Annotated in this window: 10 protein-coding genes; all 10 read left to right on the top strand. The window is 54.7% G+C overall.

What is annotated here, in order from left to right:
* Positions 1-159: 159 nt before the first annotated feature.
* Positions 160-1,173 (top strand): amidase domain-containing protein, encoded by a 1,014-nt coding sequence (locus CBE73_RS17175; RefSeq protein ID WP_094095267.1) that lies wholly within the window; start codon positions 160-162, stop codon positions 1,171-1,173.
* A gap of 40 nt (positions 1,174-1,213) precedes the next feature.
* Positions 1,214-2,311, top strand: a complete 1,098-nt coding sequence (locus tag CBE73_RS17180) for a D-alanine--D-alanine ligase (protein WP_094095268.1) — start codon at positions 1,214-1,216, stop codon at positions 2,309-2,311.
* Between the two features lie 36 nt (positions 2,312-2,347).
* Complete coding sequence (locus CBE73_RS17185; RefSeq protein ID WP_094095269.1) at positions 2,348-2,668, top strand: hypothetical protein; 321 nt, start codon at positions 2,348-2,350, stop codon at positions 2,666-2,668.
* Between the two features lie 7 nt (positions 2,669-2,675).
* Positions 2,676-3,683, top strand: coding sequence for a UV DNA damage repair endonuclease UvsE (gene uvsE, locus CBE73_RS17190; protein WP_094096381.1), 1,008 nt, complete (start codon positions 2,676-2,678; stop codon positions 3,681-3,683).
* Positions 3,684-4,050: 367 nt separating this feature from the next.
* Positions 4,051-4,911 (top strand): inositol monophosphatase family protein, encoded by an 861-nt coding sequence (locus tag CBE73_RS17195; RefSeq protein ID WP_094095270.1) that lies wholly within the window; start codon positions 4,051-4,053, stop codon positions 4,909-4,911.
* Between the two features lie 127 nt (positions 4,912-5,038).
* Entirely contained in the window at positions 5,039-5,308 is a 270-nt protein-coding gene (locus CBE73_RS17200) for a hypothetical protein (protein WP_094095271.1), read from the top strand.
* Between the two features lie 276 nt (positions 5,309-5,584).
* Positions 5,585-6,841, top strand: a complete 1,257-nt coding sequence (locus CBE73_RS17205) for a stalk domain-containing protein (protein WP_174704762.1) — start codon at positions 5,585-5,587, stop codon at positions 6,839-6,841.
* 207 nt (positions 6,842-7,048) lie between these two features.
* Entirely contained in the window at positions 7,049-9,361 is a 2,313-nt protein-coding gene (locus tag CBE73_RS17210; protein ID WP_094095273.1) for a glycoside hydrolase family 65 protein, read from the top strand.
* Positions 9,362-9,393: 32 nt separating this feature from the next.
* Entirely contained in the window at positions 9,394-12,021 is a 2,628-nt protein-coding gene (locus CBE73_RS17215; RefSeq protein WP_094095274.1) for a glycosyl hydrolase family 65 domain-containing protein, read from the top strand.
* A gap of 35 nt (positions 12,022-12,056) precedes the next feature.
* On the top strand, positions 12,057-12,701 hold the full coding sequence (gene pgmB / locus CBE73_RS17220; RefSeq protein ID WP_094095275.1) for a beta-phosphoglucomutase: 645 nt from the start codon (positions 12,057-12,059) through the stop codon (positions 12,699-12,701).
* Positions 12,702-12,757 lie beyond the last annotated feature (56 nt).

The raw sequence follows: 12,757 nt of genomic DNA on the forward strand, positions 1-12,757 counted from the left end.
CATTCTGTGAAACGACATTTCAAAAATAATTCTAATTTAAGTATACTGCCTGGGCACAGGCTCGTAAAGGACTTTTTGCCGCTCATATTGCCTATTTTTCCTGCATATCTATTGAAATGGTGCAAGTTATTGATGCAAGAGAGCGGGAGGGGAATAAAGATGGCGGAAGAATGGAAGAATGTGCTGTCTACCTATATTTTGCAGCAAAATCAGGACGAAGTGGATTATCGGCCGCGGGGCGGCCCGACGGTTATTACCGATCTGGATTATTTGATGCGCCGGGGCGAACGTAAAGCCCGGATGGCCAGATGGTATGAAGAACGGGAGGCTTCCCCGCTCAGAAGCGAAACGAAAGCGAAGCTGGTCAGCGAACCGGTGGAAACGGCGGATGAAGTGGAGGTGGATCTGCAGCTGCACCGCAAAATTTATTACAACAAAGCCGGGGTTAAACACCGGGAGGAACGCCTTGATGAGCAGCGGCTGATTCTGGTCCGGAGCGGGGCAGATTGGGTGGTCGAAACGGTGACGCAGAAGGTGCCGGAGCGCAGTCCGGTATTGGCGGGAGCTTTTCCAGGCAGCGGGCTGCCCGGTGATCCTTCCGGAAAAATGGAGAAACGCGGCCCTTATCTGAACAGGGATGTGCTTGGAACGGGCGGCGTGCCGAAAGGGCCGATTTACCGCAGGGAAGATGCGGTAAAATATGCGGATGATTGGTGGGACGGCTTCAATCCGGAATTCGCCGGTTTCGAGGTGGACTGCACCAACTACATTTCGCAATGTCTCTTTGCAGGGGGAGCGCCAATAAACTATACTGGGAAAAGAGAATCGGGCTGGTGGTACAAAGGATATGTGGGCTCGCAGGAATCCTGGAGCTACAGTTGGGCAGTCGCGGGCAGCTTGGAGCGTTATTTGAGCACAAGCCGCTCCGCACTGCGCGCCGAACCTGTAGACCGCCCGGAGCAGCTGGAGCTCGGAGACGTGATTATTTACGACTGGGACGGCGACGGGGCTTACCAGCACAGCACGATTGTAACCGCCTTTGACGCCGGGGGCATGCCGCTCGTTAACGCGCATACGGTAAGCAGCCGGCACAGATATTGGGATTACAAGGATTCGTATGCCTGGACGGAGAAGACGAAATATCGTTTCTTTCACATTGCAGACCGGTTCTAACTTACACAAGAGACTGACAATAGATGAAGAGAGGTAAATCATGGGACAGGACAAAATGACCGTCGGCCTGGTGTACGGCGGCAAATCCGGAGAACACGAAGTATCGCTGCAAACGGCTTTCGCTGTCATGGGCGCATTTGATTACAACAAATATGAGATCATTCCTTTTTTTATTACGAAAAAGGGTGAATGGAGAGTAGGCGGACGCCTGTCGGCTCCGCTTGCCTCCCTTGACAAGCTGAAGCTGGAGCATGGAGCCGGGGATACCTCGGCAGCCGTACAGCTGCTGTTTAGCGGACTATCCGGAAGCGGCAAAGGATTGGATGTAGTCTTCCCGCTGCTGCACGGGACAAACGGAGAAGACGGAACGATCCAGGGGTTGTTCGAAATGGCGAACCTTCCTTATGTAGGTGCGGGAGTGCTGGCTTCAGCGGCCGGTATGGATAAAGTCGTCATGAAGAAATTGTTTGCCGACGCCGGACTTGATCAGTGCAAATATTGCTACTTTACATCGTCTTCCTGGGAGCGTAACAGCCATGAACATCTGCAGGCAGTAGAAGATGAGCTGGGTTATCCATGCTTCGTGAAACCGGCCAACCTGGGTTCAAGCGTAGGTATTTCCAAAGCGTCCAACCGTGAAGAGCTGATTCAGGCGATTCAGTATGCTTTCCGTTATGATCTTAAGGTAATTGTGGAAGAATTCGTGGACGCGCGGGAAATTGAAGTAGGCATCCTGGGCAATGAAGAGCCGCTGGCATCTGTACCGGGCGAAATTGTCTCTAGCAGCGAATATTACGATTACACCGCTAAATATCTGGACGGCAAATCGCAGATGATTATTCCGGCCGAACTGGATACGGAGCTTGCCGAGCGGGTGCGTGAGCTTGGAATCAAAGCGTTTAAGTCGATTGAAGGAAGTGGTCTGTGCCGGGCGGATTTCTTTGTCCGCAGAGATAACGGGGTTATCCTTATTAATGAAGTCAATACGATGCCGGGTTTTACACCTTTCAGCATGTATCCGCTGCTCTGGCGGGAAACCGGCGTTTCGTATGCTGCGCTGCTGGACCGTCTGCTGGGGCTCGCTATTGAACGGTTTGAGGCTCGTCAGAATCTGGAGTTCGAGAACGGCGTACAATAAGCGCACACCGGCTTTTCAAGAGAAAGGAAGTGGCGAATGGGTTTCCAAACCGAATTTAATTCTGTATGTAAATTCAAGAATGAACAAGAGTTTTATGAACTGCTGGAATACGGACGCTGTAAAATGACGAAGTCTGGCCTTCGGGTTTTCCCGACGGGCCAAAAAGTCATTGCCTACACGCCGGATAACCGGGCCGCGGCCATTGTCAAAATTACCGGCTGCATTGCGGAAATTAATTTCCAGGGCCAGGAGGTTACCGAGGTCGAGCTTCAGCTCATTCGTGAACTTACAGAAGAGGAATCACGGATTCAGACCACCCTTGCTTATGAAATGTTTTTTGGCGAGGCGCACGGCTGATGCGAATATGATTGTACGTTTAGGATTTGTGGCGATGTCGACAGCGGAGGTCATGAAAGGCGTGTCGCCTTCGAGAACGATGACTTTAAAAAGCTTCGCCAAGCTGGCTGACCGTGAAGCGGCTCTGCGCAAGCTGGAGCATATCGCGGCCGAAAATCTGCATAATACGCTGAGGCTCCTGAAGCACTGCACCTACAATGATGTTCACGTTTATCGGCTAACCTCCAAGCTGATTCCGCTCGCTACCCATCCGGATCTGGTGGACTGGAATCCGTTTGCTGCCCTTGCGGACTCCTTCCGCGAGGTTGGGGATTACGCGCGGGAACATCAGATGCGGCTTTCGTTCCATCCGGATCACTTTACCGTGCTGAGCACGCCGCGTCCCGAGGTGCTGGAAAGCTCCATCCGGGATTTGCGGTACCATGTGGACATGTTTGAAGCCATGGGGCTGGACTGCCGGGCTAAAAACAACATCCACATCGGCGGTGCCTATGGGGACAAACCCTCTGCCGGAGAACGTTTTGCCGAAGCGGCGGTGAAGCTGCCCGAATCGTTCAAGCGCCGCCTGACGCTGGAGAATGACGATAAAACCTTCGATGCAATTGAAACGCTTGAAATGTGTGAACGGCTGTCCTTGCCGATGGTGCTCGATATTCATCATCAGTGGGTCAACAATCAGGGGGAGACTCCTAGCGAGTTATGGCCGCGGATTCTGCGCACCTGGGAATCGGACTATGCGCAGGCCGATTCACCAGCGGACCGTCCGCTGCCGCCCAAGATTCACGCCTCAAGCCCGAAAAGCGAAACCGACCGCCGCAGCCATGCCGACGGGGTGGAGGCGGGGCCGCTGCTGGATTTCCTGCGGAGTATCGCTTCCGTTACGGAAGAGGTTGACGTTATGCTGGAAGCGAAGCTGAAGGATGGGGCATTATTCGCTTTGATGGACGAGCTGTCCCATTATCAGGGGGACGGCGTTGAAATTCTCGACAGAGCCTCTGTCAGGATTTCCGGGTAAGGAGAACGAGCAATTAAGGCTGAAGCGGCGGTCTTCCTTTAATGTTAGTTAATTATGTTAGTTTATCGTTGCCAAATGAGTTGTCCTGAAATCAGGACAGCTCTATTTTGGTTTATTCCAATATGGCTTAAAGCTCCGAAAGGCGGCTTTGTTCTTTTAACCTCAACTATTTTCTTATACAATATAAATGGACAACATAAGTTCGTTCAAAGAGGCCTTGCCAATCGGATGTATTTAAAAGGTACGGTATGGGTTAAGTTAGTTATAATAGCCTTTTTTTGGTAAAATGGCGCAACTTTATTTCGTCCCATACGTATTCTAACAGGAACAGACAAGTAGATTGCTATAGAAAGTAGAGGGATCTAGGTTGGAAGACAATAAGAAACCCGCCTTTGTTGTGGGCAGCAAGTCTTACACCGCGGTTGCCATTAATGCGGCAGCCAAAGCGGGAGAATGGATTAAGAGCCGAGTGGGCATTTATAAACAATTGGATACCAAAACCTCCCCGCAGGATCTGGTAACAGAAGTGGATAAAGGCGCAGAAGTCATGATCCGCAAGCTGATTCAGACCCATTTTCCGGACCATGATTTTCTGGGTGAAGAAAGCGTCGAGCCCGGCGCGGAAGCATCGGCCAAAGCGGTGGCCGGCTATGCGGATTCCGAATATCTCTGGATTGTGGATCCGATTGACGGTACAACCAACTTTGTGCATGGCAATCCTTATTTCTGTGTGTCCATCGCTCTTGCGGTGAAGGGCGAACTGATGCTGGGCGTCATTTATGATCCGATGCATGACGAGATGTTTGTGGCGGAGAAAGGCAAAGGCGCCTATGTTCACGGCAACCCGATGGCCGTCTCCAAAGAAGCGGCTTTGTCAGACAGTCTGATGGCAGTCGGGTATAACCCGGACCGGAATTTTGCGCTGCCGCTTAACATGAAAGGCATCACGGCTTTGGCCACGCAGACAAGAAGTTTGAGAACGATGGGTTCAGCAGCGCTGCAGTTGGCATACGTGGCAGCCGGGCGGTTGACCGGTTATTACGAGGTAGGTCTGAATGCTTGGGATATTGCAGCCGGCGTACTGTTGGTAACGGAATCGGGCGGCAAGGTGACGGATACCCAAGGCGGCGCATTCAGCCTGCAAACCCGTCATCTGGCAGCGACCAATGGTTTGATTCATCAGGAACTGCTGCAATCGCTGGAAGCATCCGGAGCGACCGGGCTGTAGCTTCCGGATTACAGTGGGGAGCGAAGGAACGGTCCGGTTTCATTTCTGTTAGCGGAGACTGGTTCAGCGGGTAAGAGGTATAGGGATCTAACCTTTCATTTTTTTGCTGAGATAAGGAGGTCATCCTATGGACAATGAGAAGGACAAGAACCTGGAAGAGAAGTTGTCCGAGCTGTTAACCGAAGGGGAACTAGAGGAGACTGACCGTCAGGAAGAAGGCCGCAAACGGCTGTCTCCCCGTTATGAAGTGCGGATTCAGACGACGTTTGACCCGATCGTGGAGGAAACGATCAAATTTCGCAGCATGGCTAAAGAGATCGACGGACGGTACGATAAATATGTAGAACCGTCTTCTCAAGCCAAGACAAGGAACAAGAATGTTGATGCTGAAGAATAACAGCCTATTCAACCAAATATAGAAGAATTGGATGAAGCCTAAGGGCATCAGGGAAAGCCGGCTTCAGATCAACCTCAAACCTCCGAGCAAACCGGGGGTTTTTTTGGTATGGGCTGGAATTCGGCTGTTTGGCTTGGCAACGGGGAATTCATTTCGTGCAAGGATCCGAGGCAGGCTATTGACGCTGAAGCCGGTCGGCAAGTACAATTTTCCTCACTGGATGATAAACGCTGCATAGGAATCAATTTCAAAATAAAAGGGAGTGTGGGTAAGAGGATGAAGGGAATAGCGGGTAGAAGAAAAACGGGCAAGGTATTAGGCGGGCTGCTGCTGGCAGCGGTGCTGGCTTTGCCGATTCAGGCGGGGGCGGCAGCCCAGGCAGGCAGCGTTTATAAGATCGTTGCTCTCGGGGATTCGGTGACCGCGGGATATGAACCGGCGATGGCTGCTCAAACGAATCCTGCTGTATACGGATACGCCGAGCGGCTGAAGGAGCAGGCTTTGTTCCATGGACGGGCGGAGCTGGTGAATGACGGAATTCTGGGCCTGACGAGCGAAGGTTTGGCCAACTATACGGGAGCTATTGAAGCGGGCACGGCCGTTGCGGCCGACGCTATTCAACCAGGCGTCTCCGATCCGCGGATTGCCAAGTTTGCTTCGGGCATCGCTCAGGCGAAATCAGATGTGGCGGATGCCGATCTCATTGTGATTACAATCGGCGGCAATGATATCAAACCGCTGCTGTCAGAAGTTAAGACGCTGGCAGCAAACGATTTGGAAACCAAGGTCAAAACGCTGCTGGCGGATTATTCGGCTAACATCATAGAAACGATCGGGCATTTGCGTACGGTTAATCCGCAGGCGCTGATCGTCCTTGCCGACCAATACCAGCCGGTACCGGCGATTGCCGGGAAGGCCGACTACGACAAGCTGGAGCAGGCAGCGGCTTTGTACACGTCTACCGTGGATCAAGTTGTAGCCCAAACCAACACGGCGACGGGACCGGTAAAAGCCGCCCATGTTGCAGCAGCTTTTGTCGGCAGCGAAATGAGCTACACGCATATTCTCGAAGGGGATATCCATCCGCAGCAAGCCGGCTATGAGGCGATTGCCAAAGTATTTGCCGGGGTCATTTGGGGCGAATACCGCCAGACTGCGGCAGCTGCCGGCAAGGAGCCGATTTCAATCGTGATCGGCGGCCAGGAATGGAATTCGGCGAACAAACCGATTTTGAAGAACGGGCAAACTTTTGTGGCCATCGGCGATATCGTGCAGGCTACCCATGCAGTCTCGAAATGGAACAGCAAAACAAGTACGGTTACTGTCACTTTGTCCGGACGCACAGTCGTTATTCCGATCGGCTCTTCCACCATCCAGGTGAACGGAACCAAAGTAGCGACATCTGCTCCGGCTTTCCTGAATAAAGTTGGCGTCAATTCGAAAACGTACGTACCGCTCGCTTTGCTGGCAAACGGACTTGGCTTTGACGTGCAGTACAGCCCGAAGATGAAAACGGCATTTATTAATTTTTAATTGTCGATCATGTCGATCGTGCAAGATAATTATGGACCGTCCCTGGCAGGGGCGGTCTTTTTGCGGTTTGCCCATGCAATCAAGTAGGAATGCACATAAGTTCATTAGCCCCGCACCTTTGGAAGGAGTGTCCGATCGGCTATGCTCAGGGAAGGAGCAAGCCGCAGCCGGCTTGCCGCGAATACCGGATAAGGAGATGTTGGAGGTATGCCGAAAGCGGCGGACAGATATTTGCAGGTCGACCCGTGGGCAGTGATCGAGGAAGGGTTTGATCCGGCGCGCAGCCGGGTGTCTGAATCGATTTTTTCGCTCAGCAATGAATATATGGGCGTGCGTGGATACGCGGAGGAAGGTTATGGAGGGGATACGCTGCTGGGCAGCTATTTCAACGGGCTGTTCGAGCAAATGGAGATCGCGGCCCATTATAAAGGTATTATCAGATCGCTGCGTTATATGGTCAATTCGGTGGATTGGCTGTACACGCGTTTAACGGTGGACGGGGAAACCCTGGATCTCTCCGAATCAAAATTTACGGATTACCGGCGAAAGCTGGATTTTCGCACAGGGCTGTACACCCGGGAATTAACCTGGCATACAAACAGCGGGAAAATACTGAAGCTGCGCTTTGAACGGCTCGTCAGCATGACCCGCGCCCAGGTAGGCGGCCAGCGGATTACGCTTGTGCCGGTGAATTTTTCGGGAACGGTTCAGCTGCGTACGGGGCTTGATTTCTCGATCCTCCACGAGGATCAGGGCAAAAATCTGTGGCGGGTAATCCGCAAAGCGCCGGGGTCGGAGAAAGACCTTGCCGGCAGTCTTTTGGGGGCAACGCTCACCACGGGCAACCGGTTGTATTCGGCCTTTGCCGTCCACTCCGATCAAATCGCGAACGCCGTGCCTGAAGAAGAAGAAAAATATATCGGACTGGCGCTGGAGCTCCAGCTGGAGCAGGGCAAAGAGGCTGTGTTTGACAAGCTGGTCAGCAATGTAACCGACAAACAGACCGGCAGGTCCGACGAGGAGGTCTGGACAAGCGGCAGCGAAGCGGCGGATGCGCTGAACAGCTTGACCCTGGACGAACTGATGGAAGAGCAGCGCACTTATTGGGCTCACGTCTGGGAGACATCGGACATTCAGATTGAAGGGGATCCGGACAACCAGCAGGGCATCCGTTTTTGCATTTTCCAGCTTGTGCAGACCTATCACGGGGATCATCCGGGCTTCAACATCGGGGCCAAAGGGCTGACGGGCGAGGCGTACCGCGGCTTGGCCTTCTGGGATACGGAGTCCTACTGCCTGCCGTTTTATATATTCAACAACCCGAAGGCGGCCAAAAGCTTGCTTGAATTCCGCTACCAATCCCTGCCGCAAGCGCTGGAACGGGCTAAAGAGGTAGATTGCGAAGGGGCTTTTTACCCGATTGCTACAATTGACGGCACCGAAAGCTGCGATTTATGGCAGCATTCCAATCTCCAGCTTCATGTCGGAACGGCGATTGCTTACGGCCTTTGGCGTTATGAGAAGATCGTGGGCGACAAACCGTTTTTATATGAAAAAGGGGCGGAAATGCTGCTGCAGATCAGCCGTTTCTACCGGACCAGAGGCCAATGGGGCCAGAAGTCAGGGCAGTTTGGTTATTACGGTGTCATGGGGCCGGACGAATTCCAGCTTATGGTCAACAATAATGCCTACACGAATTACATGGCGAAAAAGCTGTTCGAATACACCCTCGAAGTTGCGGAAGAAATGAAACGCGAGGTGCCGCAGCAGTGGGCCGAGCTTGCCGAACGTTTGGGACTGCAGGAAGAGGAGCTGTCGGAATGGCGGCGGCTCGCTGACCATATGAAAATCCCGAAAGACGATTCTACCGGCGTTTATGAGGAGCATGACGGCTTTTTTGATATGCCGCATATCGAGATTCAGGACATTCCGGTCACGGATTTCCCGCTGTATTCGAATTGGTCGTATGACCGGATCTACCGGTACGACATGATCAAGCAGCCGGATGTGCTGATGTTCCTGCTGCTGCACAACCAGTCCTTCAGCCTGGAGGAGAAACGGGCCAACTATGAATTTTATGAGCCGAAAACCATTCATGAATCGTCGCTGTCGCCGTCGGTCCATTCCATCCTGGCTGCGGAAATAGGCCGGCATGAGGAGGCTTACAAGTTCTTCGAATTCGCTACCCGGCTTGATCTTGACAACTACAACCGGAATACCCGGGAGGGACTGCACACCACGTCCATTGCCGCGGCCTGGATGAACATCGTCTACGGCTTTGGGGGCATGCGTTCCGACGGACCGGAGCTGTTGTTCCAGCCGACGATTCCGGAGCCGTGGAGCAGCTACAGCTTCCGCATTACGTACCGGGACACCGTCATCGCTGTTCAGGTTACGAAAGACGAGGTGCGCATGCAGGCTTTGGAAGGCGAAGCCGTCGCCGTTCAGGTCTACGGGCAAAGCTGCAGGGTTGATGCCGCAGGCGTAACTGTAGCTTTAAAAAGCGGGCAGCCGGGGTAAACCCGGGGAGACGTCAGGGAGGGAGTTAGAACATGAGCTGGATAGTGAAGGAAACCGGGTTTGATCCGGAGCGGACCGCCACGAACGGCAGCAAGTTTATGATCGGCAACGGGCGGTACGGTTACAGAGGCACGCTGGAGGAGTTCGGGAAAAAGGAACTGGCCGCCGTTATTCCGGCGGGCCTGTACGATCAGGCGGCAGGCAGGTGGCGGGAGCCGGTGAACCTGCCGAACGGGCTGCACACGAGGATTTATGCGGATGACGTACTGCTGAGTGTGCAGGAAGGGAATAGCGTGCTGGAGCACAGCCAGCAGCTGGATCTGAAGGCGGCGGTGCATGACCGCCGCACGGTGTTCGCCGCAGCCGGGGGAAGCCGCGTGACGTTTGAGGCGCAGCGTTTCGCAAGCGCCAAGCGGCTGGACCTGCTGGCTGCGAAGTGCAGTCTGACGGCCGAGGAAGACTGCGAGATCGTCATCGTCACCGGCATTGACGGTGACGTGTGGGACATCAACGGCCCGCATCTGGAGGATTGGGCCGTGAAGGAGACGGCGGGCTGTCTCGTAGTGACAGCCCGGACCCAGGAGCTCGGCGTCGGGGTCGCCGTGGCCGAGACGGCGGTGTTTGATTTTGAGCACCGCCAGGAAATCGAACTGGCGGTCGGGGAGGCAGGCCCGTTTGGAGGTATAGGCCCGGTCGAAGGCGCAAGCCAGGTTGGCGGTGCCAGTCCGGTTGGCAACGCAGATACCTTCAGCGGTGCCAGCAGCAGTATTTTCCGTCGAATTTCCTTCACCTGCAGGGCGGGGGAAACTTACAGCTGGACGAAATACGTATCCCTGCATCACGAGCTGGAACCCGCAGGCGGAATGGAACCCGCAGGGGGAGTTTGGGCAAACGGGGAAACCTGGCAAAACGGGCAAATCCGGCCCATCCGCCAGGAGGCGCAGGATCAGCCGGAGGTTTTGACGCCCGGAGAAGCTGCCATGCAGTCCAGCCTCCAAGCTGCCCGGGACGGTTATAACCGTCTTCTGGAGGAGCATGCCGCATGCTGGAACCGTGAGTGGGAACGGGCCGACGTGTTGATCGAAGGCGATGAAGAAGCCCAGTTTGGCCTGCGCTACAGCCTGTATCAGCTGCTGATCATCGCGCCGGGCGATTCGGAGCGGGTGTCCATCCCGGCCCGCGGATTGTCGGGCCAGGTTTACAAGGGGGCCGTGTTTTGGGACACGGAGATGTTTATGCTGCCCTTTTTTCTCCTGACCCGGCCGGAGGTGGCGCGCAATTTGATGATGTACCGGGTGCATACGCTCCCGGGCGCGAAACGGAAGGCGGCGGAATACGGCTTCCAGGGGGCTTTTTACGCCTGGGAGAGCCAGGACAGCGGCGACGATGCCTGCACGCTTTTTAATGTGAACGATGTTTTCACCGGACGGCCCATGCGGACTTATTTCCGCGACAAGCAGGTCCATATCAGCGCCGACGTGGTGCACGGCATTTGGCAGTATTACCTTCATACGGGGGACGACCGTCTGCTGATGGAAGGCGGCGCGGAGGTCATCTGGGAGGTGGCCCGTTTCTATTATTCTTATGCCTACTACAACGTTTACCGGGAGCGATATGAAATTCTGGACGTGACAGGTCCGGATGAATATCATGAGCGGGTGAACAATAACGCCTTTACGAACCGGTTGGTGAAAAAGGCTTTAAGCATTGCGCTACAAACGGAGGAACTGCTCAGCAAACGGAATCCTGAGCTTCATGCGGCCGTTACGGGCGGCGCTGACGCGGCGATTACGGTGGAGAAAATCCGCGGGCTGCATGACGGTTTATACGTTCCGGAGCCTGATGCGGAGACTTCAGTCATTGAGCAGTTTGACGGTTATTTCAAGCTGGAGGACGTATCCCTTGCCGATCTGAAGAAACGGGTATTGCACCCGAGCGAATATTGGGGCGGCGGCAACGGGCTGGCGACCACAACGCAGATCATCAAACAGGCCGATGTCGTCCTGATGCTGCATCTGTTCAAGGAAGAGTTCAGCCAAACGGTCAAAAAAGCCAACTGGGACTATTATGAGCCCCGGACCGAACACGGCTCCAGCCTCAGTCCCTGCGTTTATGCGCTGGTCGCCGCCGATACCGGCTCGCCGGATTGGGCTTATCCGTATTTCATGCGGACTGCCACAATCGATTTGACCGGTGACTCGAAGCAGTACGTCGGGGACCTGTACATCGGCGGCACCCATCCGGCGGCAAACGGCGGGGCATGGATGGCGGCGGTACAAGGATTTGCCGGCATCCATGTGGAGCCGGGACTGCTGCAGATTCGCCCGTCCCTGCCCTCCGGGTGGAAGGCGATCGAATTTACACTGAACGTACAAGGGCAGTCTTTGCGCGTGCACGTATCGGCCGGAGAGGTGAAGCTCCGCTCCCTTTCAGCTTCAGCTCCAGAACCGGCACAGAAGGGGCAGGCGGGACAAGAGCCGGAGGCGACTGCGGCGTCCGTGGAATATGAGGCTGCAGGCGGACTGCTGCCAGCCATTCCGGGAGCTGCTTCCGCCCTAACTGTCAGTGTCTTTGGCCAGCGGCATGAGCTTCTCGCGGGCGGCTCCGAGCTGATAGTGGCCGTTAAGGCGGCGGCCGGAGCCCCGCCGTTCCTTGCTTAACTATTTTTCTAACTTTATAGGGGGAGAGAATAAACATGCTGGAACATATGAAAGGAGCCATCTTCGATCTGGACGGGGTGATCGTCGATACGGCTAAATATCATTTTTTGGCCTGGCGGGAGCTGGCCGCCCAGCTCGGGTTTGAATTTACGGAGCAGGATAACGAAAGGCTGAAAGGGGTCAGCCGGATGGAATCGCTTCGGATCCTGCTGGAGGTTGGTGGGCTGGAGCTGCCGGAGGAGGAGCAGCAGAAGCTGGCCGAATCCAAAAACGCCAAATATGTGGAGTATATCTCCAAACTCGAGCAGTCCGAGCTTTTGCCCGGCGTAAGGGAATATCTGACCGGCCTCCGGGAGCAGGGGGTTAAAATCGCCCTCGGCTCGGCAAGCAAAAACGCCGCGTTTATTCTTGAGCGGCTCGGGATCGCCGGTTTGTTTGATGCCGTGGTGGACGGCACCAAAGTCTCTAAAGCCAAACCGGATCCAGAGGTTTTCCTCACCGCCTGCCGGGAGCTGGGTTTGGCGCCGCAGGAGTGTATCGTCTTTGAAGACGCCGCCGCCGGCGTTGCGGCTGCCAAAGCGGCAGGCACCGGCATCGTGGGCATCGGACGTCCGGAGGTGCTGGGGGAGGCGGATCAGGTGGTGGCCGGCATCTTTGAGCTTTTGGCGGACAGCCAATAAAGCGGGGAGGTTGGACTCTTTTTCGGAAGGTTTGCCTATTGGATTCTTCAAGGCTC

Origin of the sequence: Paenibacillus physcomitrellae (assembly GCF_002240225.1) — a bacterium.
GTDB lineage: Bacteria > Bacillota > Bacilli > Paenibacillales > Paenibacillaceae > Fontibacillus > Fontibacillus physcomitrellae.

Coding starts and splice junctions, on each gene's coding strand:
- CBE73_RS17175 (WP_094095267.1), top strand. CDS start 160: ATGGCGGAAGAATGGAAGAATGTGCTGTCTACCTATATTTTGCAGCAA.
- CBE73_RS17180 (WP_094095268.1), top strand. CDS start 1,214: ATGGGACAGGACAAAATGACCGTCGGCCTGGTGTACGGCGGCAAATCC.
- CBE73_RS17185 (WP_094095269.1), top strand. CDS start 2,348: ATGGGTTTCCAAACCGAATTTAATTCTGTATGTAAATTCAAGAATGAA.
- uvsE (WP_094096381.1), top strand. CDS start 2,676: ATGATTGTACGTTTAGGATTTGTGGCGATGTCGACAGCGGAGGTCATG.
- CBE73_RS17200 (WP_094095271.1), top strand. CDS start 5,039: ATGGACAATGAGAAGGACAAGAACCTGGAAGAGAAGTTGTCCGAGCTG.
- CBE73_RS17205 (WP_174704762.1), top strand. CDS start 5,585: ATGAAGGGAATAGCGGGTAGAAGAAAAACGGGCAAGGTATTAGGCGGG.
- CBE73_RS17210 (WP_094095273.1), top strand. CDS start 7,049: ATGCCGAAAGCGGCGGACAGATATTTGCAGGTCGACCCGTGGGCAGTG.
- CBE73_RS17215 (WP_094095274.1), top strand. CDS start 9,394: ATGAGCTGGATAGTGAAGGAAACCGGGTTTGATCCGGAGCGGACCGCC.
- pgmB (WP_094095275.1), top strand. CDS start 12,057: ATGCTGGAACATATGAAAGGAGCCATCTTCGATCTGGACGGGGTGATC.